Origin of the sequence: Paenirhodobacter sp. (assembly GCF_041916475.1) — a bacterium.
Lineage (GTDB): Bacteria > Pseudomonadota > Alphaproteobacteria > Rhodobacterales > Rhodobacteraceae > Rhodobacter.
Window position 1 is genome coordinate 38,230 of sequence record NZ_JAYRZN010000023.1, and the last position, 23,852, is coordinate 62,081.

The 23,852-nt window shown below is 67.6% G+C and carries 25 protein-coding genes and 1 pseudogene; 19 read left to right on the plus strand and 7 right to left on the minus strand.

Annotated features, from left to right (window positions below):
- Positions 1-18: 18 nt before the first annotated feature.
- Positions 19-357, plus strand: a complete 339-nt coding sequence (locus tag ACOMG5_RS10995; RefSeq protein ID WP_420343845.1) for a hypothetical protein — start codon at positions 19-21, stop codon at positions 355-357.
- A 162-nt stretch (positions 358-519) separates the two neighbouring features.
- Positions 520-1,599, plus strand: a complete 1,080-nt coding sequence (locus ACOMG5_RS11000) for an AI-2E family transporter (RefSeq protein WP_420343846.1) — start codon at positions 520-522, stop codon at positions 1,597-1,599.
- Positions 1,600-1,663: 64 nt separating this feature from the next.
- Here ACOMG5_RS11000 and ACOMG5_RS11005 read toward each other — a convergent pair whose 3' ends face one another.
- Positions 1,664-1,966: a hypothetical protein gene (locus ACOMG5_RS11005; protein WP_420343847.1), complete on the minus strand. Its 303-nt coding sequence runs from the start codon at positions 1,964-1,966 to the stop codon at positions 1,664-1,666.
- 432 nt (positions 1,967-2,398) lie between these two features.
- Here ACOMG5_RS11005 and ACOMG5_RS11010 point away from each other — a divergent pair, with 432 nt between their 5' ends.
- Together ACOMG5_RS11010 and ACOMG5_RS11015 are read left to right on the plus strand one after the other, a co-directional pair.
- Entirely contained in the window at positions 2,399-2,602 is a 204-nt protein-coding gene (locus ACOMG5_RS11010; RefSeq protein ID WP_420343848.1) for a hypothetical protein, read from the plus strand.
- Between the two features lie 60 nt (positions 2,603-2,662).
- On the plus strand, positions 2,663-2,983 hold the full coding sequence (locus tag ACOMG5_RS11015) for a hypothetical protein (protein WP_420343849.1): 321 nt from the start codon (positions 2,663-2,665) through the stop codon (positions 2,981-2,983).
- 202 nt (positions 2,984-3,185) lie between these two features.
- Here ACOMG5_RS11015 and ACOMG5_RS11020 read toward each other — a convergent pair whose 3' ends face one another.
- Positions 3,186-3,776, minus strand: a complete 591-nt coding sequence (locus tag ACOMG5_RS11020) for a L,D-transpeptidase (RefSeq protein WP_420343850.1) — start codon at positions 3,774-3,776, stop codon at positions 3,186-3,188.
- A 140-nt stretch (positions 3,777-3,916) separates the two neighbouring features.
- Positions 3,917-4,456: a translation initiation factor IF-3 gene (infC, locus tag ACOMG5_RS11025; RefSeq protein ID WP_420343870.1), complete on the minus strand. Its 540-nt coding sequence runs from the start codon at positions 4,454-4,456 to the stop codon at positions 3,917-3,919.
- A 210-nt stretch (positions 4,457-4,666) separates the two neighbouring features.
- Here infC and ACOMG5_RS11030 point away from each other — a divergent pair, with 210 nt between their 5' ends.
- Positions 4,667-5,527, plus strand: coding sequence for a hypothetical protein (locus ACOMG5_RS11030; protein WP_420343851.1), 861 nt, complete (start codon positions 4,667-4,669; stop codon positions 5,525-5,527).
- A 47-nt stretch (positions 5,528-5,574) separates the two neighbouring features.
- Here the strand turns inward: ACOMG5_RS11030 and ACOMG5_RS11035 are convergent, their stop codons facing one another.
- Together ACOMG5_RS11035 and ACOMG5_RS11040 are read right to left on the minus strand one after the other, a co-directional pair.
- Positions 5,575-6,762, minus strand: a complete 1,188-nt coding sequence (locus tag ACOMG5_RS11035; protein ID WP_420343852.1) for an MFS transporter — start codon at positions 6,760-6,762, stop codon at positions 5,575-5,577.
- A 6-nt stretch (positions 6,763-6,768) separates the two neighbouring features.
- Entirely contained in the window at positions 6,769-7,587 is an 819-nt protein-coding gene (locus ACOMG5_RS11040) for an aldo/keto reductase (protein WP_420343853.1), read from the minus strand.
- 151 nt (positions 7,588-7,738) lie between these two features.
- Between ACOMG5_RS11040 and ACOMG5_RS11045 the strand changes: the two genes are divergently transcribed.
- Complete coding sequence (locus tag ACOMG5_RS11045; RefSeq protein WP_420343854.1) at positions 7,739-8,641, plus strand: LysR family transcriptional regulator; 903 nt, start codon at positions 7,739-7,741, stop codon at positions 8,639-8,641.
- Here the strand turns inward: ACOMG5_RS11045 and ACOMG5_RS11050 are convergent.
- Together ACOMG5_RS11050 and secG are read right to left on the minus strand one after the other, a co-directional pair.
- On the minus strand, positions 8,638-10,281 hold the full coding sequence (locus ACOMG5_RS11050; protein WP_420343855.1) for a CTP synthase: 1,644 nt from the start codon (positions 10,279-10,281) through the stop codon (positions 8,638-8,640). The genes ACOMG5_RS11045 and ACOMG5_RS11050 overlap by 4 nt on opposite strands.
- A 151-nt stretch (positions 10,282-10,432) precedes the next feature.
- Positions 10,433-10,810: a preprotein translocase subunit SecG gene (secG, locus tag ACOMG5_RS11055; RefSeq protein WP_420343856.1), complete on the minus strand. Its 378-nt coding sequence runs from the start codon at positions 10,808-10,810 to the stop codon at positions 10,433-10,435.
- Positions 10,811-10,968: 158 nt separating this feature from the next.
- Between secG and ACOMG5_RS11060 the strand changes: the two genes are divergently transcribed.
- The 13 genes and pseudogenes from ACOMG5_RS11060 to ACOMG5_RS11120 all read left to right on the plus strand — a co-directional run.
- Positions 10,969-12,273, plus strand: coding sequence for an adenylosuccinate synthase (locus ACOMG5_RS11060; protein ID WP_420343857.1), 1,305 nt, complete (start codon positions 10,969-10,971; stop codon positions 12,271-12,273).
- 13 nt (positions 12,274-12,286) lie between these two features.
- Positions 12,287-12,520 carry a DUF2842 domain-containing protein gene (locus ACOMG5_RS11065; RefSeq protein WP_420343858.1) on the plus strand — a complete coding sequence of 78 codons (234 nt, stop codon included), beginning with the start codon at positions 12,287-12,289 and terminating at the stop codon, positions 12,518-12,520.
- 127 nt (positions 12,521-12,647) lie between these two features.
- Positions 12,648-13,598: a LysR family transcriptional regulator gene (locus tag ACOMG5_RS11070; RefSeq protein ID WP_420343859.1), complete on the plus strand. Its 951-nt coding sequence runs from the start codon at positions 12,648-12,650 to the stop codon at positions 13,596-13,598.
- Between the two features lie 114 nt (positions 13,599-13,712).
- Entirely contained in the window at positions 13,713-14,684 is a 972-nt protein-coding gene (locus tag ACOMG5_RS11075; protein ID WP_420343860.1) for an ABC transporter permease, read from the plus strand.
- A gap of 24 nt (positions 14,685-14,708) precedes the next feature.
- Entirely contained in the window at positions 14,709-15,731 is a 1,023-nt protein-coding gene (locus tag ACOMG5_RS11080; RefSeq protein WP_420343861.1) for a sugar ABC transporter substrate-binding protein, read from the plus strand.
- 63 nt (positions 15,732-15,794) lie between these two features.
- Positions 15,795-17,915 (plus strand): ABC transporter permease, encoded by a 2,121-nt coding sequence (locus tag ACOMG5_RS11085; protein ID WP_420343862.1) that lies wholly within the window; start codon positions 15,795-15,797, stop codon positions 17,913-17,915.
- Positions 17,912-18,949, plus strand: a complete 1,038-nt coding sequence (locus ACOMG5_RS11090; RefSeq protein WP_420343863.1) for a hypothetical protein — start codon at positions 17,912-17,914, stop codon at positions 18,947-18,949. Before ACOMG5_RS11085 ends, ACOMG5_RS11090 begins: the two co-directional genes overlap by 4 nt.
- On the plus strand, positions 18,949-20,445 hold the full coding sequence (locus tag ACOMG5_RS11095; RefSeq protein ID WP_420343864.1) for a sugar ABC transporter ATP-binding protein: 1,497 nt from the start codon (positions 18,949-18,951) through the stop codon (positions 20,443-20,445). The genes ACOMG5_RS11090 and ACOMG5_RS11095 overlap by 1 nt, the downstream gene beginning before the upstream one ends.
- A 39-nt stretch (positions 20,446-20,484) precedes the next feature.
- Positions 20,485-20,889: a carboxymuconolactone decarboxylase family protein gene (locus ACOMG5_RS11100; RefSeq protein WP_420343865.1), complete on the plus strand. Its 405-nt coding sequence runs from the start codon at positions 20,485-20,487 to the stop codon at positions 20,887-20,889.
- Between the two features lie 10 nt (positions 20,890-20,899).
- Entirely contained in the window at positions 20,900-21,868 is a 969-nt protein-coding gene (locus ACOMG5_RS11105; RefSeq protein ID WP_420343866.1) for a quinone oxidoreductase family protein, read from the plus strand.
- Between the two features lie 31 nt (positions 21,869-21,899).
- Positions 21,900-22,667: an N-formylglutamate amidohydrolase gene (locus ACOMG5_RS11110; RefSeq protein WP_420343867.1), complete on the plus strand. Its 768-nt coding sequence runs from the start codon at positions 21,900-21,902 to the stop codon at positions 22,665-22,667.
- A gap of 10 nt (positions 22,668-22,677) precedes the next feature.
- Positions 22,678-23,319 carry an isochorismatase family cysteine hydrolase gene (locus ACOMG5_RS11115; RefSeq protein WP_420343868.1) on the plus strand — a complete coding sequence of 214 codons (642 nt, stop codon included), beginning with the start codon at positions 22,678-22,680 and terminating at the stop codon, positions 23,317-23,319.
- Positions 23,316-23,852, plus strand: a pseudogene (locus ACOMG5_RS11120) (glutamine synthetase); the annotation flags it as partial. The gene ACOMG5_RS11115 and the pseudogene ACOMG5_RS11120, both read left to right, overlap by 4 nt.

Sequence of the window (23,852 nt, forward strand, 5' to 3'; positions counted from 1 at the left end):
TTTCACGAGGAGACCAAGATGAAGACCCTGATCCTGTGCGCCACCCTGGCGATCGGCTGTTCGGCGAGTGCGGCCTTCGCCGAAGCGAACGCCAATAGCATGATGGAGCAGCGCCAAGCCTATGTGGTCCAACATATGCACGTGCCCCCGGGCGTCGTGAACGTCAAGTTCGAGGGCCAGCGCACCGATGGCACCTTCGCGGTCAACGGCGATACCGAGACCAATCCGAAAACCACCTTCCAGTGCAACTTCCACTCCAACGGCAAGGGCGTCGCGCATTTCTGGCGCAATGTGGAGGGCGGCTGCCCGGCGGATGTCTCGCAGGCCGATCGGTACAAATACCCGGCCTGCAACTGATCCCCTGCCGTGGCGCCAGCGCCATGGGGCCGGCCCGCACAGGGCTATGATGCGGAAGGCCGATATTGCGCCAGTGGCATCCGCCAGGCATGATTTCCTGCGGTGGCGAGGCTGCCGCGCCCGCAGGGGCACCGAAAAAGGGCGATCCAGGAGGAAGCCAGAGTGAGCGAACGTGTCCGAAGCCGGAGCCTCGATGACATCATCGGGCTCGCGCTCATCATCGGGGCCATCGTCGTCGGCTACCGGATCCTGGTCCCGCTGATGCCGTCGATCCTCTGGGGCGGGGCGCTGGCCGTCATCTGCGCGCGCCCGTTCGAGGCGGTGACGAACCGGCTCGGCGCGCGCCGGTCTCTGGCTGTGCTGCTCTTCGGCCTGATCTACCTGTTCGCCCTGATCTGCCCGGCGATATTCTTCGCCTGGGAGCTCTTGCGCACGGCGCCCTCGCTTCTGCACATGTTGCAATCCTTCTCCGAGCATCCCGAAAGCCTGCAGCTGCCCTGGCTCGCCGATGTGCCGCTGGTCGGGCCGGATCTGGCGCTCTGGTGGGCCACGGCGACGACGGATGTCAGCCTGCTGGAGCAGACCGGCGTGCGCCATCTCGGCCAGGTCGCGGGCTGGGCCGCGGCCCAGATCGGCACCTTCGGCGCCTTCGTCGTCCAGTTCGCGCTCGGCGCCGTGATTGCGCTGTTCCTGCTCGCGCACCGGTCTCATATCCGCGGCTATATCTCGGGTGTTCTGGAGCGTGTGGGCGGCGATTTTGCCCGCGGCGTGGCGGCGAATGCGTTCAACACGATGCGGACGGCCTTCCTCGGCGTGATCGTCTCGGCCACGGCGCAGGCGATCCTGGCCTCGGTCGCGCTATGGCTCGTCGGGCTGCCGAACATCATCCTGTTCATGGGCCTGACATTCCTCGCCTCGCTGATCCAGATCGGTCCGATCGTGACCCTGGTGGTGGCCGATTGCATCCTGATCCTGAGCGGCGATCACATGCGACAATTTCATCAAGCCCTATTTCACCCAGCGTGGCGCCGCGCTGCCGGGGCTTCTCGCCTTTCTCGGCGGCATTGGCGGGATCCTGTCCTGGGGGCTGATCGGGGCCTATCTCGGCCCGGCGCTGATGTCGGTGCTCTATCAGCTCGCGCTCGCCTGGGGCACCCAGGGGGTGAAACCGCAGCCCAGCCCCGCAAGCGCGCCGCAGGAGTGAGAGGCGGGCCCGCGCTCCGATGCGATCGGGCGGTATAGCGCCGGGGGAGGGCTGCCCTCGAAGTTTCGCGGTATTCCCGCCCGCACGCCGCGGTTTGCTCGCCTAGCAGGCGTAGGCCTGCGCCTTCAGCACATAGACGTCCCCGCCGGGTTCGACCGGGGCGAAGACGACCGTATTGGCGCCATCGTCGCGCGCGCTCTCCAGCACCTTGTTGCGGGCGTATTTGACGCCCTGATCGCCCAGAACCGGGCCATATACGCCGGGCTTCATGTTGATATTGGTCACGAAGCGGCAGGCGCCCACTTCGCTCGCCTCGGCCGTGCGTACGCTCGGAACTCCGCGAAAGCCGGGGTCGCTGCAGCTCGCCAGCAGGGACAGAGGAACAAGGGCGGCGATCAGGCGCATGGAACTTCTCCGGTCAGGTGCGCCCAAAGTGCCAAAGCACTGCGGCGGGGACAATCCCCCCGCGGCGCCAATGTTGGCACATTGCTGCGATCTGCGGCCCTCATCTGGCGCAGCAGCTCCCGTGGGGCTGTCCATGTCTCGGCCCGAAGCCGTCCGGGCGGCGCAGGCTGGCGCGCGCAGGGCCATCGCGGCGGATGGGCGGCACATCGGCTTGGCGCGGGAGTACGCCCGGGCCTGCGCCGCGCATGAAACGCTTGCCTCTTTGGCGGCCGGCCCGGCCCCAGAGGGCTGTGCCGCAGCCCGGCGGCGCGGCCATGCCATTCTGCTCGCTGCATGGCAGCCATGCAAAGCCCGCGCTAGGTAAGTCAGTATATTTGACGCATCATTGCCGCATGGGAGGAGACACCTGACTGCAACTTTCAGGAGGTTTCCATGACACTCGCCATTGTGACAACTGACAAGCGCCTGCCCTTCGTTGCCCAGGTTTCCGGTGCGCTCCTGCGCAAGCTCGACCGAGAGCCGCAATTCGCCGAGATTGACCGGCTGTCGGCACTCAGCGATGCCGAACTCGCCGCCAGGGGGCTGCGCCGCGGCGGGATCGCCGGCAGCGTGCTGGGCAACCGGTTCTGTTACTGAGATCTTGCGTCCGTACCGGCCGCGCCCGATAAAGGGCGTGCAACCGGTCGGAGTAGGGCCATGTCCGAGCACGAAACAACGCAAGACAGACAGCTGATCGCGGTGCAGGGCGACCTGGTGCTGGCGGCGCTCTGTGTGGGCCAGTTCCATGCGCCTTGCCAGATCGAGGCGGAGCGCCTGCTGGTGCAGGCCGACGGGCCGCTGCGACAGGTGCTGCAAACCCTGGGTCTGAAGGTGGATCCGGTCGAGGCGCCGTTCACGCCGGTGCCGTTCTTCCCGCCCGAAGCCTCCGCGCCGCGCCGGGGCGTCCATACCCATGTGTCGCATGATCCGGATGATTATGCGCCGAGCGATCCTGCGGCGCGCGGCTCCAACGCCTGAGGCCGGGTTGCGGCGGGATGCCGCAGCTGCATCCGGTTTTGACATGGATCAAACGCGCGCAGCGCTGCGCCTGCTAACAAGGGCTTACGGATTGTTTCTCCCTGAAAGGGCATCAGCCCGGCGATCCGTGGCAGGATCGGACGTTCTCCCTCGTCTCATCCAGAATGCGCTGCGGGTCCTCCCACCCGCAGCGCTTTATTCTTCACAGGATCAGGACCTGCGTGCCGATCGGGCAGAGTTCATACAGCTCAGCGATCTTCTCGTTGAAGGTCCCGATACAGCCGGAGGAGCTGCGGCGGCCGATCTTGCGGGTGTCATGCGTGCCGTGAATGATATAGGCGGGCCAGCTCAGATACATCGCATGGGTGCCGAGCGGGTTGTCGGGCCCGGGCGGCATCGGATGCAGCGAAGGATCGTTCGCGATCATCGACGGCGTCGGCGTCCAGCTCGGCCCGATCTTCTTGCGCACGATCTCGGTATAGCCGCGCTTGGTGAGCTCTTCGTTCATCGGCACCGAAGTGGGGTAGAGCCGGTAATCCGTCCCGCCCACGGACCAGTAATGCAGCGCCTTGGAGCGCGTATCTGCGATCAGCGTCACCCGGTCCAGCCGCGTGAAATGCTCTTCCCACGAAATTTCGCGGTAGGATGACGTGTTGCGCCGCTCGGCCGGCGGGATCAGCGCCTCCTGCTCGGCCATCGGAATGTCCTGGGTCGCGGCGCGGGCCAGGCCGGGGGCAAAAACGGCGGCGGCTGCTGTGGTGACTGCGGCGCGGCGGGTCAGGCGGATGGTCATGCGGGGCGCTCCTGTCTTTGGCTGGCCTTCAATGTCGCATATGGGGCAGGGCTGGCAACTCACAGGGTCTCACGAACGGGTGAGCACATGTGAAAAGGCCCCCGCGCGGGCAGGGGCCTTCGGGTCGGATCCGGCCGCGCCTATTTCGGCGCGATCATCATCACCATCTGCCGGCCTTCCAGCTTCGGCATGCTTTCGATCTTGCCCGCCTCGCCGACATCGCCGGCCACGCGGTTGAGCAGCTCCAGCCCGAGCTGCTGGTGCGCCATTTCGCGGCCGCGGAAGCGCAGCGTGACCTTGACCTTGTCGCCCTCGGTCAGGAACTTCATCACCGAGCGCATCTTCACGTCATAGTCATGCGTGTCGGTGCCGGGGCGGAACTTGATTTCCTTGATCTCGATGATCTTCTGCTTCTTGCGCGCTTCGGCCTCGCGCTTCTGCTGCTCATACTTGAACTTGCCGAAGTCCATGATCTTGCAGACCGGCGGGACCGCGGTGGGCGAGATCTCGACCAGGTCCAGGCCGGCTTCCTCGGCCATTGCCATCGCGCGTGCGGGGGTGACCACCCCGACATTTTCCCCATCCGCGCCGATCAGGCGGATTTCGGGCGCACGGATCCGATCGTTGATCCGGGGGCCGGTTTCGCGTTGCGGCGGTGCATTGTGCGGTCTGCGGGCTATGGCTGTGATCCTTGTATGGCCAGTAGGAAGTGGCGCGCAAGATAGGTTTCGGATGGACCGTATTCAACCGGAATCAGCGCAGGTGGCCGCAATTGGCCCTTTGGCCCTTGGGCGCGTCTGGCGCTGCCCTAAAAATGAGCGGGTGACGGAACCGGAAACCGGCGCGAACGTTCCCGCGGTGAAGAACATTCCGAACGGAAGGACGGCAGAATGAACAAGGTAGCAGGTTTGGTCGTTGCGGCGGCGCTGGTTGCGAGCGGGGCATGGTACCTGACGCGGACCCCGGATGGGCAGCGCGCGGCCGAGACCGCAGGCCAGAGCGCCGAGGCTGCGAAGGGGGCGGTGGCGCGGGCGGCGGATGCTGTCGCTGAGACCGCGAAGGAAGGCGCCGAGGCGGTTTCCTCTGCGGCGGAAAAGGCAAGTGCCGCCGCCGGGCAGGCCGCGGACGCGGCGAAGGGCGCGGCGGTGGCGGCGCAAGATGCCGTTAGCACCACGCTCGACAGCGCGGGCGGAAAGGCGCAGCAGGCCGCAGATGCGGCGAAGGATGCCGCGGGCGCCGCGCAGGATGCCGCCGCGCAGGCCGTTGATGCCGCCAATGCGACCGCGGAACAGGCGCAGGATGCTGCGGCCGTGGCGGCCCGCGATGCGGCCAATGCGGCCGACGACGCGGCGGTGAATGCCGTGGACAAGGCCGATCAGGCCAAGCAGGCCGCCAAGGATGCCGCCAATGCCGCGCGCCAATCCACCTCGGCCGCCGCGACCGATGCGATGAACGATGCGCGCGACGCCGCGAAGGCCGCGGATTCGGCCGCATCGACCGCGGTCGATGCGGCGCAGAGCGCCGCCTCCAATGCGGAATCGGCGGCGGTGAACGCCCTGCAGGAGGCGTCCGATGCACTGACGGTGGAGCATTTCGATGCGGCGAAGGCCGATGCGCTGATCGCGCAATCCGCGCTCGATCTCGATACCAAGACGGCGCTGAAAGCCGAAGTGGCTGCGGCAGCTAAGGACCCGGCCAAGGTTCCGGAAGCCGTGGCCCATGTGCGCGCGGCGCTTGGCCTGAGCGACTGACGATATGGGGGCGGGCGTACCCGCCCCCCATGAGCCCACAGCGCCGGTCAGCCGGCGTTGCAGGCAATGCTGCCCGCGGCCTGGCGCCGGCCGAGCCAAACGAGCGCCAGCCCCGCGGCAGCCAGAAGCCCGCCAGAGACCGGCACTACCGCATATCCGAGCCCGAGGCCGATCATCGCCCCACCCGCCGCCGCGCCGATGGCATTGCCAAGGTTGAACGCGCCGATGTTGATGGAGGAGGCGAGCCCCGGCGCCTCATGCGCTGCCTGCATGACCCGCATCTGCACCGGCGGCACGATGGCGAAGGCCGCAGCCCCCCAGAGCAACAGCACGATCAGGGCGCCCGACTGCGTGCCGATGGCAAACGGCATGGCCAGCATGATCGCCGCCAGCAGCGCGAGGAACATCGCCGTGGCGCCATCCAGTGACCAGTCCGCCAGCCGCCCGCCGAGCCAGTTGCCGATGCTGAAGCCAAGGCCGATCACCACGAGGGCCAGGGTCACGAACCGGCCGGATGCCTGGGTCAGGCTTTCCAGCAGCGGCGCCACATAGGTGTATAGCGTGAACATCGCGCTCGCGCCCAGCACCGTTGTCAGGAGGGCGGCAAGCACCTCCGGGCGGATCAGCACGCGCAGCTCGCGCCGGACTTCGGGGCGGGTGCCGCTCAGCCCCTTCGGCAGGGCGAGGCCGAGCGCCGCGATGGCCACCAGCCCCAGAGCCGCCGTCCCGGCGAAGGCCATGCGCCAGCCGATCTGCTGGCCGATCCAGGTGGCCAGCGGCACGCCGCCGATATTGGCGATGGTCAGCCCCATGAACATGGTGGCGACGGCGCTCGCGCGCCGTTCGGGCCGCACCACGCTCGCGGCCACCACCGCGCCCAGGCCGAAGAAGGCGCCATGGTTCAGGCTGGTGACGATCCGCGAGAGCAGCAGCGTCCAGTAATCGGGCGCCAGCGCCGAGAGGATATTGCCGAGGGTAAAGATGCCCATCAGCGCCATCAGCGCGCCGCGCCGGCCGAAGCGGCCAAAGAGGAGCGTCATCACCGGCGCGCCGATTGTAACCCCCACCGCATAGGCGCTGACCAGCAGGCCCGCGGTCGGGATCGAGACATCGACGCCTTCGGCAATGACGGGCAGGAGGCCCATCGGCGAGAATTCGGTCACGCCGATTCCGAAGGCGCCGATCGCCAGCGCGAGGAGGGGCCAGTTCATCCGGCCGGTAGGTTGCGGTGTCATGTGGCCTCACAAGGTCCAGTCGGGCGCGAGGCCCGCGGGGTTCACGATGCGGCCATCGGGCCGGGCGAGGGCGGAGATGGCCGCCATGTCTTCGGGCGGGAGCTCGAAATCGAACAGCGCCGCATTTTCGGCCAGGCGTTCGGGCCGGGCGGTTTTCGACAGAGCCACGAAGCCCTGCTGCAGCAGCCAGCGCAGCACAACCTGCGCGGCGGTCTTGCCATGCCTGCGACCGATGGCCTGCAGCGCGGGGTCCTTCGGCACGGCGCCATTGGCCATGCCGTAATAGGCGGTGAGGGCGGTGCCCGTCTGCGCGGCCAGGGCGGCCATAGGGGCTTGATCGAGATAGGGGTGGATCTCGATCTGGTTGGTAATGAGCGGGGCGTCGCTGGCCGCGATGGCGGCGCGAAGCTCTGTGCGGTTGTAGTTGCTGACGCCGATGAAGCGGGTCTTGCCCGCCGCCTGCGCCGCATTCAGCCAGGCGATCTGATCCGCAACGGGCACGCTGTCGCCCGGCCAATGCGCGAGCAGCAGGTCCACCTGATCGACCTGCAGCTTCTCCAGGCTTTCGTCCACCGAGGGCAGGAAGCGCGCATCGGAATAATTGCTGACCCAGACCTTCGTGGTCAGGAACAGGCTTTCGCGCGGAGCGCCGGCCAGGGCGCGCCCGAGGGCGGCTTCGTTCTCGTAAATCTGCGCGGTGTCGAAATGGGCGAAGCCCGCATCGAGGGCTGCGGGCACAATCGCCTCAACCTCGGCTTCCGACATGCGGAAGACGCCGAGGCCGAGCGCCGGTATCTCTGCCCCATGGGCTTTGACGGTCTGCATTCTCAAATCCTTTCGGGCGGACATCCTGCCCTGCGCGGCGGGGAGGGCCTTGCAGCGCAGCGAGGGGCCAGAGATAGCGCAAACGGCAGGGGTTGATAATTGCCGCGCAGGGCACATCATCCGTGAATAAAATTCACAGATGGGGCCGGGAATGGACAATCGCGCGGGTGAAATGCAGGTCTTCCAGCGGGTGGTGGAGGCGCAGAGCTTCTCCGAGGCCGCGCGCCAGATGCGGATGACACCCTCCACGGTGAGCAAGCTGATCGGGCGGATCGAGGCGCGGCTGGGGGTGCGGCTGCTCGAGCGCTCCACCCGGCGGCTGTCGCTCACGGCCGAGGGGCAGGTCTATTACGAGCGCAGCCAGGCGCTGCTCTCGGAGCTGGACGAGGTCGAGCGCGAGCTGTCGCAGGGCGCGGCACGTGTGGGCGGCACGGTCCGGGTGAATGCCTCGGTGGGCTTCGGCATTCACGGGCTGGAGCCGCTTCTGCCCGCCTTCTGGGAGGCCTATCCGAATGTGGTGGTGGATCTGTCGCTGTCGGACGAGATCGTCGATCTGTATCTGGACCGCACCGATATCGCCTTCCGCGTGGGCGCGCTCGCAAGCTCCAGCCTGACAGCGCGCAAGCTCGGCTCGGCGCAGCGCAAGATCGTGGCGGCGCCCGCCTATCTGGCCCGGCGCGGCACGCCGCAGACGGTGGAGGACCTCGCGCGGCACAGCTGCCTCGGCTTCAACTTCCGCCGCTCCGCCCCGATGTGGCCCCTGCGCGACAGCGGCCGGATCGTGGACCGCAGCGTTTCCGGGCCGCTGCTGGCCAATAATGGCGAAACCGTGCGGCGGATGGCGCTGGCGGGGATGGGGCTGGGCCGGATTGGCGAATTCCATGCGCGCGAGGACCTGCGCGCGGGCCGGCTGGTGGAGGTGCTGCCCGAGGCGGTGGTGGGCGATACCGAGGATATCCACGCGCTGTTTCTGGGCGGAGAAAGGCTGCCGCACCGGGTGCGGGCCTTTCTCGATTTCATGACGCCGCGGCTGCGCGCCTATCTGGAGCCCTAGACGAGGCGGCTCTGCTCCTTCGCCGCTTTCACGAAGCCCGCAAACAGCGGATGCGGCGCGAAGGGCTTCGATTTCAGCTCCGGGTGGAACTGCACGCCGATGAACCACGGATGGCCCTGATGCTCCACGATTTCGGGCAGGCGGCCATCGGGCGACATGCCGGAGAACACGAGGCCGCAGGCTTCGAGCTGCTCGCGATACTTGATGTCGACTTCGTAGCGGTGGCGGTGGCGCTCCTCGATCTGGGTGCCGCCATAGACTTCGGCGACCTTCGAGCCCTCCTTCAGCACCGCGGAATAGGCGCCAAGCCGCATGGTGCCGCCCTTGTCGTCTTCGAGCTTGCGCTCGACCCGGTGGTTGCCCTGCACCCATTCCTTCAGGTGATAGACCACGGGGGTGAAGCGCTTCTTGCCGGCCTCGTGGTCGAATTCCTCGGAGCCCGCATCGTTGATCCGCGCGAGGTTCCGCGCCGCCTCGATTACCGCCATCTGCATGCCGAGGCAGATCCCCAGATAGGGCAGGCCCTTCTCGCGCGCGAATTGCGCGGCGCGGATCTTGCCCTCGGTGCCGCGCTCGCCGAAGCCGCCGGGCACCAGGATCGCGTTGAAATTCTCCAGATGCGGGGCCGGGTCCTCGTGTTCGAAGATCTCGGCATCGATCCATTCGGCCTTCACCCGGACCCGGTTCGCCATGCCGCCATGGGTCAGCGCCTCGGCGATGGATTTGTAGGCATCCTCCAGCTGAACGTATTTGCCGACGATGGCGACCTTCACCTCGCCCTCGGCATTGGTCAGCCGGTCCATCACGTCTTCCCAGCGGCCCATGTCGGGGCGGGGCGCGGGCGAAATGCCGAAGGCATCCAGCACCGCCTGATCGAGGCCGACCCGGTGATAGGCCAGCGGCGCCTCGTAGATGGATTTCAGGTCATAGGCGGGAATCACCGCATCCGGGCGCACGTTGCAGAACAGCGCGATCTTGGCGCGCTCCTTGTCCGGGATCGGATGCTCGGAGCGGCAGACCAGCACATCGGGCGCAAGGCCGATGGATTGCAACTCCTTGACCGAGTGCTGCGTGGGCTTCGTCTTCAGCTCGCCCGAGGCCGCCAGATAGGGCAGCAGCGTCAGGTGCATCAGGATGCATTGCCCGCGCGGGCGCTCGTGGATGAACTGGCGGATCGCCTCGAAGAACGGCAGGCCCTCGATATCGCCGACCGTGCCGCCGATCTCGCAAAGCATGAAATCGACCTCGTCCTCGCCGATGGTCAGGAAGTCCTTGATTTCGTTGGTGACATGCGGAATCACCTGGATCGTCTTGCCGAGATAGGCGCCCTTGCGCTCCTTCTCCAGCACGTTCGAATAGATCCGGCCGGAGGAGATGGAATCGGTCTTGCGCGCCGAAACCCCGGTGAAGCGCTCGTAATGCCCGAGATCCAGGTCGGTTTCCGCACCGTCATCGGTGACGAAGACCTCGCCATGCTCGAAGGGCGACATCGTGCCCGGATCGACGTTCAGATAGGGATCGAGCTTGCGCAGCCGGACCGAAAAGCCGCGCGCCTGCAAAAGCGCCCCGAGCGCCGCGGAGGCGAGGCCCTTTCCCAGCGACGAGACGACACCGCCGGTAATGAAGACATATCGTGCCATGGAAGCCCCCGTGAATCAGCAAATAGCATGGATGTCCTGAACCGCAGGGATTCAGGATCACGGGACTAGATATCTATCCGATTCGGGGCGCGCCCGCAACCGCCCCGCTACAATTTGAGATGAAGTAAAGCTGACGCCGCTAGGTCTGGTGTCAGTTTGCCGCAGGCGGCGTCACCGGCGCATCTGCGGCCGGCGGCGTGGCGGGTGCATCCGCCGACGGCGGCGGCAGTTCCACATTCGGCACGCCGGTGGATTGCGGTGCGGGCTGTTCTTGCAGGATCCGGTCGAGGATCGAGCTGCCGCCCGCCTTGTGCGCGGCCAGTGCCGTCAGCGTGAGCGAGGTCACGATGAAGCCCGCCGCCAGCGCCCAGGTCAGCTTGGTCAGCGCGTTCGCCGCCTGCCGCCCGGTCATGACGCCGGTGCCCGAGCCGCCCATGCCGAGGCCGCCGCCTTCGGAGCGCTGCAGTAGCACGACGCCGATCAACAGCAGCGCAAGGATCAGGTGGACCGACAGGACGACGTTTTCCATAGGGGGGCGGGGCCTTCTTTCAACCGACGCGCCTATCTATGCGCATGGCGCCCGGGGCGCAAGCCTCGGATATACGGGGCTGCGGGAAAAACCGGTTTCCCCGGACGCCCGGCCCCGCTATAGAACGCACGGTTTCACGAACCTATCAGGAGTGGCAAATGGCCAATGTCGTGGTGGTCGGCGCCCAATGGGGCGACGAGGGCAAGGGCAAGATCGTCGACTGGCTGTCCGAGCGGGCCGATGTGATCGCGCGCTTTCAGGGCGGGCACAACGCGGGCCATACGCTCGTCATCAACGGCAAGGTCTACAAGCTGAACGCGCTGCCCTCGGGCGTGGTGCGCGGCGGCAAGCTGTCGGTCATCGGCAATGGCGTCGTGCTGGACCCTTGGCACCTGCTGAAGGAGATCGCCTCGATCCGCGAGCAGGGCGTGGAGATCACCCCCGAGACGCTGATGGTGGCGGAGAACACGCCGCTGATCATGCCGTTCCACGGCGAGCTGGATCGCGCCCGCGAAGAGCAGGCCGCGCGCTCCAATTCCGGCTCCAAGATCGGGACCACCGGCCGCGGCATCGGCCCGGCCTATGAGGACAAGGTCGGCCGCCGGGTGATCCGGGTCGCGGATCTGGCCGATGAGGAAACGCTGCAAAGCCGGGTGGACCGCGCTCTGGTGCACCACAATGCGCTGCGCGCGGGCCTCGGGCTCGAAGCGATCGACCGCGAGGCGCTGCTGCACGATCTGCGCGCGGTCGCCCCCGAGATCCTGAAATATGCCGCCCCGGTGTGGAAGGTGATGAACGAGATGCGCCGCGCCGGCAAACGCATCCTGTTCGAAGGCGCGCAGGGCTCGCTGCTGGATATCGACTTCGGCACCTATCCCTATGTGACCTCCTCGAACGTGATCGCGGGCCAGGCCGCGACCGGCGTCGGCCTCGGGCCGAATGCGGTCGATTACTCGCTGGGCATCGTGAAGGCCTATACCACCCGCGTCGGCATGGGCCCGTTCCCCTCGGAGCTGAATGACGCCGATGGCGAGCGCCTCGGCACCCGCGGCCATGAATTCGGCACCGTCACCGGGCGCAAGCGCCGCTGCGGCTGGTTCGACGCGGTTCTGGTGCGCCAGACCTGCGCGCTCTCGGGGATGAAAGGCATCGCGCTGACCAAGCTCGACGTGCTCGACGGCTTTGAGACGATCAAGATCTGCGTCGGCTACGAGGTCGATGGCGTGCATTACGACTACCTGCCCACGCAGGCGGCGCTGCAGGCCAAGGCGCAGCCCATCTATGAGGAAATGGAAGGCTGGTCGGACTCGACGCAGGGCGCGCGCTCCTGGGCCGAGCTGCCGGGGGCCGCGGTGAAATACGTCCGCCGCATCGAGGAGCTGATCCAGTGCCCGGTCGCTATGCTCTCGACCAGCCCCGAACGCGACGACACCATCCTCGTCACCGATCCCTTCGCCGATTGAGGGGGGCGGAGTAATGCTCAGTTATCGCGCCCGCCGCCGCCTGTCGCTGCTCGCGCTGGTTGTCGGGCTGCCGCTCTATATCGTGGTGGCGGTGAGCGTGGTGAACTGGGCCGAGGCCCGCTGGGGGGCGCTGCCGATCTGGGCGGCGCTTCTGGTCTATGTCGGGCTGGGGCTGCTTTGGGCGCTGCCGCTGCGCCCGGTGTTCCGCGGCGTCGGCAAGGCCGATCCGGATGCGGGCGGGCGCTGAGCGCCGCTTCCGCCCGCAAATCTGCCTGTTTCGCGGGCAGCTGGCGCCCCGGGGCGGGGCGCTTCCCAATCTGATTGACGGCCCGCCGCCCGGCGCTCTAGCCTGAGCGCCCAGCTCCGGAGACCGCATGGACATCCGCACCTATACCGCCTTTGCCACCGTGGCGGGCCTGCAGAACATCACCCGAGCCGCCGAGCGCCTGAACCAGACGCAATCGGCGCTCTCGCGCCAGATCAAGGCGCTGGAGGCGCATCTGGGCGTGCGGCTGATCGAGAAGGCCGGACGCAACATCCGCCTGACCCCGGCCGGCGAGGCGCTGCAGGCGCGGGTGAATGCGGTGCTCCAGGCCGATCAGAAGCTGCATGCCCTGGCCGAGGACATGTCGCGCGGCAGCTCCGGCCTGCTGAAGGTGGGGGCCTGTTCGCAGCTGATCGAGCGTTACATGTCGGGCTTTCTCGGCCCCTGGCAGCGGCAGAACCCGGGGGTGGAGATCCGGCTCGAGGACGGCGGCGGCCCGGAGCTCGCGCAGAAGCTGCGCGAGGGCCACCTGCACCTGACGGTCAGCGCCGCCCCGCCGATGCTCGATGACAGTATCGCCCGGGTGCAGCTGGGCGTGCTCGGGTTCCTCGCGGTGGGCGTGCCTGCGCTGATGCCAGATCCGGGGGCCGGGCGGCACATCGAGCTTGGCGCGCTGCTGGACCAGCCGATCCTCACGCTGAACCGCCGCCACGCCTCGCGCGAGGTGTTCGAGGCCGCCTGCCGGGTGCTTGGCGCCCATCCGCGGATCGCGCTGGAAAGCCATTCGCCGCATACGCTTTTCGCCATGGCGCAGGGCGGCAACGGCATCGCCGTCGTGCCCTCCTGCACCCGGCCGGACCCGGAGCGCCTGAGCTGCCGTCCGATCGCGCTGCGCGGCACGCCGGTGCGGTTCGACATTTTCGCCATGTGGGGCAGCCGCGCGATCCTGCCCGGCTATGCCGAGAGGTTCATCGCCGATCTGGGCGCGCATATCCGCGCCGATCAGGCGCTGCCGGAGCCGGAGATGGCGCCGCGGCCGGGCTGGCTGCACGCCGTCTGAGCGCCGAAATCCATTCCGGCTGCGCATTGATTCCGCGACCAATTATTCATTGGACGCCGCTTGCCAGGCGCCGTTAGCGTCTGAGCTCTGCGCGGCCAACCCCGGATCTTCGCCATGCCCCTGCTGAAAGGCCTCAATCAGGAACGGATCGTCGTGATCATCACGGCGGCGGTCTTCGTGCTGGCGTCGGCTCTGCTGCCCGGCTTCCTGACACAGGAGAACCTGGTGGCGATCGTGCGCTCGATCTCGGTGCTCGGGATCCTCGCGATCGGGATGTCGGTGATCATCATCGGCCGCGGCATCGATCTGTCGATGGTCGCGGTGATGGCGATGTCTGTGGCCTGGTATCTGCAGATGCTGAACGACGGCACCGCGCCATGGGCGGCGCTGGCGCTGGTGCTGCTCGGGGTGCTGGCGATCGGGCTCGTGAACGGCTTCCTCATCGCCTATGCCGAAGTCCCGGCGATCTTCGTGACGCTGGCCAGCGCCTCCTTCGTCTTCGGGCTGGTGCGCTCGCAGATGATCGGCTCGGATGCGGTGCCGGTCCCGGCGGATCACTGGCTGGCCGGGCTCGCGGGGGCGCGGCTCGCCGATGTGCCGCTCGAGGTCTATGTCTTCGCGCTTTTGGCCTTCGCCACCTTCCTGTTCCTGCGCTTCAGCAAATGGGGCCGCTACGTCTATTACGCGGGCGACAATCCGGCCGCGGCGCGCAACATCGGCATGCCGGTGCGGCCGATGATGGTGCTGCGCTATGTGCTCTCGGCGCTGATCGCCTTCGTGGCCGGGCTGCTCACTGCGGGCAGCCTGCAGAGCATGAACACCCGCGTGGTGAATTCCACACAGCTCTACGACATCGTTCTGGTGGCGGTCATCGGCGGCATCGGCCTGTCGGGGGGGAAGGGCGGCGTGCGCAACGTTCTGGTCGGCGCCGCGCTCATCGGGATCCTGCTCAATGCCATGACGATCCTCGATATTCCGCTGCTGTACCAGAACCTGATCAAATCCGCGATCCTGCTCGCGGCGATCATCGTCGACGGGCTTCTGAACCCGCGCGACGAACAGACCGCGCAGCAGGGCGATATCTGACACATCAAGCAAAGAGGGACGACCATGAAGACCGCACTGAAGACCCTGCTCACGGCCGGCGCCGTCCTGTTCGGCGCGCTGCACCCGGCCTTCGCGCTGGAGGACCCGGCGCCCAAGGCCTATGCCGAGGCGCTGAAGGGCAAGCGCATCATGCTGGTGCCGATGGCGATGGGCTTCGATCTGGCGCAGGGCTGGGAGGCCTATCTGAAGCGCGAGATCGACGCTTTCGGCGGTGTGCTGGAGACCCGCGACCCGAACTGGTCGGTGGAGGCGGGCGCCCAGGCCATCACCGAGGCGATTTCCGCCGCGCAGAAGCCCGATGTGCTGATCGTGATGTCGCCTGATCTGAACAGCTATTCCAAGCTGATGAAGAAGGCGCAGCAGGCCGGGATCTATGTGATCCTCGTGGACAACCCCGCGAATTTCAAGGCCGACGTCTTCACCGGGCCGGACTGGACCGAGCTCGGCCGGCTGGAGGCCGAGGCGGTGGTCAAGGGCTGCGGCGAGGGCTCCTCGAAGAAGATCGGCCTCGTGCAGGGCGATCAGGTCAACGCGACCAGCTTGTTCCAATATGCGGGCATCATGGAGGTTCTGGCGAAATACCCGGATTTCCAGGTCGTGGCGAAGCCCGATTCGAACTGGGATGCGACCACTTCGCGGAACGTGACCACCACCATGCTGCAGCAAAACCCCGACATCTGCGGCATCATCGATTTCTGGGACGGCGATGCCACCGGTGCTGCCGCCGCGATCCGCGATGCGGGCAAGCAAGATCAGGTCTATCTCGTCACCACGGGTGGCGGCGAGCAGGCGGCCGATTGCGACCGCCTGGAAGACGGCACCTATGACGCCGTGGTCATGACCGAGCTGCCGACCGAGAGCTCCAACATGGTGGCGATGATCAAGTATCTGCTGCAATCGGGGCAGAAGCCGGGCACCTCCTCGGCCGCGCTCTATTCGCTGCTGAAGGCCACCACCAAGGCCGATCTGACGCCCTCCAGCTGCTGGAGCCTCGCGCATGTGCGCGCCGAGGCGGGCATTAAGTAAGCGCGCCCATCGTGCAGGGCCCGGTTCCGCCGGGCCCGGACCTCCCCTCTCGCCGGACCTTCCATGTCGACACGCGAACGCCTTCAGGCCCTGCGCTACAACCTGATCCCCGATCATCTGATCGGCGAGATCCTGTCGAAGCGCTGGACCGACAATGCCATCCCCTTCCTGGCCCTGGTCGCGGTCGTAGCCCTGTTCGGCGCGGCGATCCCGGGCTTCTTCAACCCGTTCTCGCTGCAGGAATCCACCCGGCAGCTCGGCGAATTCACCATCGTCGTCATCGGCCTCACGGTGGTGATGCTGGGTGGCGGCATCGATCTTTCGGTGGGCTCGGTCTTCGCGCTCTCCACCTTCGCGGCGGTGGCCAGCTTCTTCATCTTCGAGCAGCCGGTAGGCGTGGCGCTGCTGGCGGCACTGGCCACAGGGGCGCTCTGCGGGGCGGTGAACGGCTATCTGGTGGGCTTCCTGCGGCTGCGGGCGTTCCTCACCACGCTCGTGACCTTCATCATCGGCCGCGCCGTGTTCGATATTCTGGTGGTGCAATACGGCGCCGCGGTACAGACCTCCTTCGCCCAGTCCGACGCCTGGGATTTCATCGGCGATGGCACGGTGATGGGCCTGTCGATCCCGGTGCTGGCGGCGCTGATCCTGGCGGCGGTGGTGCATGTGGTGCTCACCCGGGCGCGGATCGGCTGGCATATCCTCGCGGTCGGCGGCTCGCGGCGCTCGGCGCATAACGCCGGGCTGAAGGTGCGCCGCACGGTATTTCTCACCTATGTGTTCTCGGGGCTCTGCGCGGGCGGGGCGGGGTTTCTTGTGGCCTGTAGGCTTTCGGGCGCGGGGCCGGGCACGGGCGCGGGGCTGGAAATCCTCGCGCTCACTGCGGCGGTGGTTGGCGGCAATGCCCTGGGCGGCGGGCGCGGTTCGGTCGCGAAGGCGCTGATGGGGGCGGTGATCGTCCTGGTGATGACGAACGGCCTGATCCGTCTCGGCTATGGCACCGGCACCAACCAGATGGTGCTCGGCATCCTGCTGGCAGTGGCGGTCACGATCGACATCCGCTGGCTGAAGAACCGCCACAAGGTGCTGAACGAGGTCTATGTCGCGCCGGTCTACCTCAGGATGGGCGTGGCGCAATCGGCGGAGCCGGGCTCCGGCACGCCCTTCGCGCTCAACAACCGCCTGTCGGAGGCCGCGGCGATCGGGCTTGGTGAACTGGAAGGGCCGGAGGACGTGATCCTCGACCGCGACGACCATCTCTATTGCGGCACCCGCCATGGCGAGATCGTGCGCTTCTTCGCCCCCGATTATACCCGCTCGGAGGTGTTTGCCCATGTCGGCGGCTTTCCCCTCGGCCTTGCCTTCGACCGCGACGCGAACCTGATCACCTGCGTGGGCGCGATGGGGCTCTATAAAATCGCGCCAGACCGCACCGTCACCCGCCTCAGCGCCGAGACCCGGCGCACGCTCACCTCGGTGCAGGACGATGCCCGCCTGCGCGACCCGAACGACCTCGACATTGCCCCCGACGGCAAGATCTATTTCACCGATTCCACCAAGCGCTACGATGCCCATGAATGGGCGCTGGATTCGATCGAGAACCGCGGCACCGGGCGGCTCCTGGTCTATGATCCTGCCACCGGCAGCACGAAGACGCTGCTGGAGGGCTACCGCTACACCAACGGCGTGTGCATCGCGCATGATGGCAAATCGCTGTTCTTCGCCGAGAGCTGGGCCTGCCGGATCCACCGCTACTGGCTGGAGGGGCCGAAGGCAGGCACCGCCGAATGCGTGATCAAGGACATGCCGGGCTATACCGACAACATCAACCGCGCCTCCGATGGCAGCTACTGGATGGCCTGGCTCGGCATGCGCACCCCGAGCTTCGATCTCTCGCTGCGCCATCCGGCGATGCGCAAGCGCATGACCCGCCGCCTGCCGCAGGACGACTGGCTGTTCCCGAATATCAACACCGGCGGCATCGTGAAATTCGACGACAGCGGCCGCATCATCCAGACCTTCGGCGACCTGAGCGGCCAGTCGCATCCGATGGTCACCTCGATGCGCGAGCACAAGGGCGAGCTGTTCATCGGCGGTATCCTAAATAACCGCATCGGCCGCTACCGCATCGACGGCGCCGATCCGGGCTGGACCGGGCCCGACAGCTACTGGGGGCGCAAATGATCCTCGATCCGATCCTCGATCTGTTCCGGGGCAGGGCGGTGACGATCCCGCCGATGGATGGCGCCTTCCGCCCGAATACTGCGCTGGAGGAGGCCCCCGTTTTCGCCGCGCTGCCGGAGCCCGACAATCTGGCGCTCTGGAAGGGGCAGGTGATCGCGAGCTCGGGAAATGCGCTGCATGCGCTGGCCGAGGGGGAGGCGCCGCGGCTGGTTGCGCCCTTCGCGGCGCCGGTCTCGGCGCTGGCGGTGTCGCCCTCGGGCGCGCTCGCGGTGGCGCTCGAGACGGGCGCGCTGCTTCTTGACGGCGCGCCGGTGGAAAAGCCCGCCGAGATCCGCTGCATCACCGCGCTTGCCTTCGATGCCGAGGGGGCGCTCTGGCTTGCCAATGGCTCCGCGGCGCATGCGCCTGCGGATTGGGCTGCGGATCTGATGACGCGGGGCGCGAGCGGCTCCCTCTGGCGCGCGCAGGCGGGGCGGTTCACCCGGATGGCCACGGGGCTCGGGTTCCCGAACGGGCTCCTGCCGGCGCCGGGCGGAGTCGTATTCTCCGAAAGCTGGCGCCACCGGCTGATGCGGCTCGATGCGCAGGGCCTGCGCCCGGTGCTGCAGGATATTCCGGGCTATCCCGCGCGGCTTTCTCCGGCGCCGGGGGGCGCGCTCCTTTCCGTTTTCGCGCCGCGCAACCGGCTGATCGAGCTCGTGCTGCAGGAAACCCATTACCGCGAAGACATGATCGCCCAGGTGCCGCGGCCCTACTGGATCGCGCCCGCCTATGGCTCCGGCAAGAGCTTCCTTGAGCCGCTGCAATGCGGCGGCATCCGCACCATGGGCGTGCACAAGCCCTGGGCGCCCTCGCGCAGCTGGGGCCTGGTGGTGCGGCTGGATGCCGACATGAACCCGGTGCAAAGCTGGCACAGCCGCGCCAATGGCACCCGGCATGGCATCTGCTCGGCCATCGCGGCGGAGGGGCGGATCCTCGCCGCCTCGCGCGGGGCGGATCTGGTGCTGAGCCTCGCAGACAGGGAGGCGCCGTGATGGAGCCCGTGATCCGGATGGAGCGCATCACCAAGGCCTATCGCGGCGTGCCCGCGGTCAAGGCGGTGGATTTCGAGCTGATGCCGGGCGAAGTCCATGCCCTGCTGGGCGAGAACGGCGCGGGCAAATCCACCCTGACGAAAATGATGGCGGGCGCGGTGGAGCCCTCGGGCGGGCGCATGTTCCACAAGGGGCGCGAGACCCTGTTTGCCAATCCGGCCGAGGCGCTGGAGGCCGGGGTAGCCATGGTGTTTCAGGAAACCAGCCTCGTGCCCTCCATGACGGTGGCACAGAACCTGTATCTCGGCGCGGAGAAGCCGCTGAACCGGCTGCGCGGCATCTACATCTCGGCGCAGCAGTTCCTGCAATCGCTGAACTTCCCGGTGGATCCGACCGCGATGGTCGAAAGCCTCGGCGCCGCGAAGAAGCAGATGGTGGAGATCGCGCGCGCCGTGCACCACAACGCCGAGGTGATCATCTTCGACGAGCCCACCGCCACCCTCACCCCCGAGGAGAAGCGGCATTTCTTCGCCCTGATCCGGCGGCTGAAGGCGCGCGGCGTGTCGATCGTGTTCATCAGCCATGCGCTGGAGGAGGCGCTGATGATCTCGGACCGGATCACCATCCTGCGCGATGGCGAGAAAGTCGCCTCCGGCCCCACGGCCGATTTCACCCGCGACAGCATCATCGCCGCGATGGTGGGGCGCACACTCTCAGGCGCGCTCTACCGGGACCGCAGCGCGGCGGGCGCGCGCCGGGCCGGGCGCAAGATCCTCTCGGTACAGGACCTGTCGCAGGGCGCGATGGTGCGCAACACGTCGTTTTCGGTTTTCGAGGGGCAGATCACCGGCGTGTTCGGGCTGATCGGCTCGGGCCGCACCGAGACGTTCAAGGTCGTGGCCGGGATCACCAAGCGCGATTTCCGGCGCGGCGGATCGGTGGTCTTCGATGGCCGCCCGGTGCGCTATTATGTGCCGCGCCCGGCGGTGAAGGACGGCATCGTCTATGTGACCGAGGACCGCAAGGCCGAGGGTTTCTTCGAGACGATGTCGATCGCCGAGAACCTGTATTCGGGGCTGCTCGCCTCCGGGCACAACCATGCGCTGCGCATCAGCATGGCCGAGATGCGCGCGCTTTCGGCCGATTGGTCGCAGCGGCTGAACATCCGCGCCATCAACGACAATGCCCGCGTGGTGGAGCTGTCGGGCGGCAACCAGCAGAAGGTGGTGATCGGCAAGGGCCTGGTGCAGGCGCCGCGGCTGGTGATCTTCGACGAGCCGACGCGCGGCGTGGATGTGGGCGCCATCGCCGAGATCCACGCGCTGATCAACCGGCTGGCCGATGAGGGGCTCGCGGTTGTGGTGATATCGTCCTACCTGCCCGAGGTGCTGAACCTGTCGGATCGGATCCTGGTCTGCCGTCAGGGCCGGATCGTGGAGGAATTCGCCCCGGCCGAGGCCACCGAGGAAAAGATCATGTATGCGGCGGTGCATTAGCGCGCCCCGTCCCAGTCCCAGCCACCGAGGGAGGACCCCATGGCGACCGTGAAGCTCATGAGCGACGAGGATGCCGCCGCGCATCCCGCCGTACAGGCCGTGTTCGACGATATCCGCACGACGCGGGGCAGCGATTTCATCAACAATTTCTGGCGCGCGCTGGCCTATGACGCGGCGCTGCTGAAGCGCACCTGGGAGGGGCTGAAGGCAGTGATGGCCACGCCCGGCACGCTCGATCCGCTGGTGCGGGAGATGATCTATATCGCCGTTTCCACTGCGAACTCCTGCCAGTACTGCGTGCATTCGCACACGGCCGCAGCCCGTGCCCGCGGCATGACCGAGGCCCAGCATGCCGAGCTGATGGCGGTGATCGGGCTGGCCGCGCAGACGAACCATCTCGTCACCGCGATGCAGGTGCCGGTCGATCCCGAATTCCTGGCCTGAGGAGGCTGTCATGGATATGGCCATCGTCGCCCGGACGCCCGGCGGGCCGGAGGTGCTGGAGTGGACCGACCTTAAGACCGGCGCGCCCGGCCCCGGAGAGGCGCTCATCCGCCATACCGCGGTGGGGCTGAACTTCATCGACACCTATTTCCGCTCGGGGCTCTACCCCTGGCCCGAAACGCCGCTGGTTCCGGGGGCGGAGGCCGCGGGCGTGGTGGAGGCGGTGGGGCCGGGCGTTAGCCTGCGCCCGGGCGCGCGCGTGGCCTATGTGCTGCGCACCGGGGCCTATCGCACGCGCCGGATCGTGCCTGCGGACCGGCTGGTGCCGCTCCCAGATGGCATCGCGGACGATATTGCGGCCGGGGTCCTGCTGAAGGGGCTGACGGTGCAGTATCTGGTGCGCTCCACCTACCGGGTGCAGCCCGGCGATGCGGTGCTGGTGCATGCGGCGGCAGGCGGGGTGGGGTTGCTGCTCGGGCAATGGCTGCGCGCGCTCGGGGCGCGGCCGATCGGCACCGCGGGCGGGCCGGAGAAGGCGGCGCTCGCGCTTGCGCATGGCTATGATGCGGTGATCGATTACCGCCGCGAGGATTTCGTGGCCCGCGTGCGCGAGATCACCGGCGGGGCGGGCTGCGCTGTGGTGTACGACAGCGTCGGGCGCGATACCTGGCGCGGCTCGCTCGCCTGCCTGCGCCGCTTCGGCAGCTTCGTGAATTTCGGCCAGTCCTCAGGCCCGATCGAGGGGTTCTCGCTGCCCGATCTCGCCAATGGCTCGCTCTCGGCCTGCCGCCCGGTGCTGTTCGACTATATCGCCGAACCGGCCGATCTGGAGGCGCGGGCGGCGGAGCTGTGGCAGATGATGCTCTCGGGGCAGGTGACGGCCGATGTGGTCAATCGCCGCGCGCTGGCGCAGGCCGCGCAGGCGCACCGGGATCTGGAGGCGCGGCGCACCACCGGCACCACGGTGCTGATCCCTTGACGCCCGCATCCGCCATGGCAAAGCTTCCGCAATGACCGATCCCGTTCCGCTTCTTGGCCCCGATGATCCCGCGCCGCTCGAGGTGGTGAACCCGGAAGGGCGCGTGCCGCTGGTGCTTGTATGCGAACATGCGGGGCGGGCGTTCCCGGCCGGGCTCGGGCGGCTCGGGCTCAGCGCGGAGGCGAGCCTGCGCCATATCGCCTGGGACATCGGCGCCGAGGGCGTGGCGCGCCATCTCTCGGCGCTGCTCGATGCGCCCCTCTTCCTGCAGCGCTACAGCCGCCTGGTGATCGACTGCAACCGCCCCTTCGCCGCGCCCGACCTGATCCCCGAGGTGGGCGATCTGGAGCCGGTGCCGGGCAATGCCGGGCTTACGGCGGCGGAGCGGCAGGCGCGGTTCGATGCCGTGCACCGGCCGTTTCACGCTGCGCTGGCGGCCTGGCTCGCGGCCCATCCCGGCGCGCGGATGGTCACGATCCACAGCTTCACGCCGATGCTGCGCCGCACCGGCGCGCCGCGCCCCTGGCAGATCGGGCTGCTGTATGTGCGCGACGACCGGCTCTCGCTCAGGCTGATGGCGGCGCTGCGGGCGCAGGATCCGGCGCTGGTGGCGGCCTTCAACGAGCCCTATCAGGCCGACGATCTGAGCGATTATGCGCTGCCCGTCCATGGCGAGGCGCGCGGCACCGAATATGCGATGATCGAGATCCGCAACGACCTCATAGCCACCCCCGAAGGGCAGGCCGACTGGGCCGGGCGCATCGCCCGCGCCCTGCGCCCGGCGCTGCCCCTGTCCTGAGAGAGAAACCATGCACCTGACCACCCGTGACATCCCGCTCGACCCGGCCCGCTCGGCGATCCTTTATATCGACGTGCAGAATTTCTCCTGCCGGCGCGATGGCGGCGAGTTCAAGGATATTCCGGCGGCCGAGCTGGAGGCCCGCTGCGGCTATTTCTTCGATCGCCTCGCGCGGATCGCGGTGCCCAACATGCAAAAGCTGCAATCGGGCTTTCGTGCGGCCGGGATCGAGGTGATGTATACGGTGATCGAGAGCCTCACAAAGGACGGGCGGGACCGCTCGCTTGATTACAAGATCACCGGGTTCAACGTGCCGAAGGGCGCGTGGGACGGCAAGGTGATTGAGGAGATTGCGCCGGGCGAGGACGAGATCGTGCTGCCCAAGACCTCCTCGTCGGTCTTCATCTCCACCCATATCGACTACATCCTGCGCAACCTCGGGGTGAGCCAGATCGTGCTGTGCGGCTGCCTCACCGATCAATGCGTGGAATCGGCGGTGCGCGATGCCTGCGATCTGGGCTATCTGGTGACGCTGGTGCCCGATGCCTGCGCCACGATGACCCAGGCGCGCCACGACACCTCGCTGCGCGCGATCAAGGGCTATTGCCGGCAGGTGAACACCGCAGACCTGCTGCGCGAGATCGGCCAATGATCCGCGAGGAGCTGGTTTTCACCGGCACGGCCGATGTCTGCGGCAAGTTCAAGGGCAAGGCCTTTCCGCTGGCGCAGCTGGAGCGGCGCGCGGTCTCGGGGATCGGCTGGACGCCGACGAACGTGCAGATCACCTGTTTCGACGCGATCGCGCCGAGCCCCTTCGGCGCGCTGGGCGATCTGGTGATGGTGCCCGATCCCGCCGCGGCGGCGGATGTGGATTTCGGCGATGGCCTGCCGCCGGAGCGGATCGTGCTGGCCGATATCCGCACGCCGGATGGCGCGCCCTGGTTCTGCTGCCCGCGGGCAATCTTGCGCGCGGCGCTGGCGCGGCTGAAGGCGGCATCGGGGCTCACGCTGCGCGGCGCTTTCGAGCATGAGTTTCAGCTGCCAGGCAGCGTTGCGGCGCCCGGGCAGGCCTATGCGGCGGCCGCGTTCCGGGAGCGGGCCGGGTTTTGCGGCGCGCTGATGGCGGCGCTCGGGCGTGCGGGGCTCGGGCCCGACACGATCATGAAGGAATATGGCGCGCATCAG

Coding starts and splice junctions, on each gene's coding strand:
- ACOMG5_RS10995 (WP_420343845.1), top strand. CDS start 19: ATGAAGACCCTGATCCTGTGCGCCACCCTGGCGATCGGCTGTTCGGCG.
- ACOMG5_RS11005 (WP_420343847.1), bottom strand. CDS start 1,966: ATGCGCCTGATCGCCGCCCTTGTTCCTCTGTCCCTGCTGGCGAGCTGC.
- ACOMG5_RS11010 (WP_420343848.1), top strand. CDS start 2,399: ATGACACTCGCCATTGTGACAACTGACAAGCGCCTGCCCTTCGTTGCC.
- ACOMG5_RS11015 (WP_420343849.1), top strand. CDS start 2,663: ATGTCCGAGCACGAAACAACGCAAGACAGACAGCTGATCGCGGTGCAG.
- ACOMG5_RS11020 (WP_420343850.1), bottom strand. CDS start 3,776: ATGACCATCCGCCTGACCCGCCGCGCCGCAGTCACCACAGCAGCCGCC.
- ACOMG5_RS11030 (WP_420343851.1), top strand. CDS start 4,667: ATGAACAAGGTAGCAGGTTTGGTCGTTGCGGCGGCGCTGGTTGCGAGC.
- ACOMG5_RS11035 (WP_420343852.1), bottom strand. CDS start 6,762: ATGACACCGCAACCTACCGGCCGGATGAACTGGCCCCTCCTCGCGCTG.
- ACOMG5_RS11040 (WP_420343853.1), bottom strand. CDS start 7,587: ATGCAGACCGTCAAAGCCCATGGGGCAGAGATACCGGCGCTCGGCCTC.
- ACOMG5_RS11045 (WP_420343854.1), top strand. CDS start 7,739: ATGGACAATCGCGCGGGTGAAATGCAGGTCTTCCAGCGGGTGGTGGAG.
- ACOMG5_RS11050 (WP_420343855.1), bottom strand. CDS start 10,281: ATGGCACGATATGTCTTCATTACCGGCGGTGTCGTCTCGTCGCTGGGA.
- secG (WP_420343856.1), bottom strand. CDS start 10,810: ATGGAAAACGTCGTCCTGTCGGTCCACCTGATCCTTGCGCTGCTGTTG.
- ACOMG5_RS11060 (WP_420343857.1), top strand. CDS start 10,969: ATGGCCAATGTCGTGGTGGTCGGCGCCCAATGGGGCGACGAGGGCAAG.
- ACOMG5_RS11065 (WP_420343858.1), top strand. CDS start 12,287: ATGCTCAGTTATCGCGCCCGCCGCCGCCTGTCGCTGCTCGCGCTGGTT.
- ACOMG5_RS11070 (WP_420343859.1), top strand. CDS start 12,648: ATGGACATCCGCACCTATACCGCCTTTGCCACCGTGGCGGGCCTGCAG.
- ACOMG5_RS11075 (WP_420343860.1), top strand. CDS start 13,713: ATGCCCCTGCTGAAAGGCCTCAATCAGGAACGGATCGTCGTGATCATC.
- ACOMG5_RS11080 (WP_420343861.1), top strand. CDS start 14,709: ATGAAGACCGCACTGAAGACCCTGCTCACGGCCGGCGCCGTCCTGTTC.
- ACOMG5_RS11085 (WP_420343862.1), top strand. CDS start 15,795: ATGTCGACACGCGAACGCCTTCAGGCCCTGCGCTACAACCTGATCCCC.
- ACOMG5_RS11090 (WP_420343863.1), top strand. CDS start 17,912: ATGATCCTCGATCCGATCCTCGATCTGTTCCGGGGCAGGGCGGTGACG.
- ACOMG5_RS11095 (WP_420343864.1), top strand. CDS start 18,949: ATGGAGCCCGTGATCCGGATGGAGCGCATCACCAAGGCCTATCGCGGC.
- ACOMG5_RS11100 (WP_420343865.1), top strand. CDS start 20,485: ATGGCGACCGTGAAGCTCATGAGCGACGAGGATGCCGCCGCGCATCCC.
- ACOMG5_RS11105 (WP_420343866.1), top strand. CDS start 20,900: ATGGATATGGCCATCGTCGCCCGGACGCCCGGCGGGCCGGAGGTGCTG.
- ACOMG5_RS11110 (WP_420343867.1), top strand. CDS start 21,900: ATGACCGATCCCGTTCCGCTTCTTGGCCCCGATGATCCCGCGCCGCTC.
- ACOMG5_RS11115 (WP_420343868.1), top strand. CDS start 22,678: ATGCACCTGACCACCCGTGACATCCCGCTCGACCCGGCCCGCTCGGCG.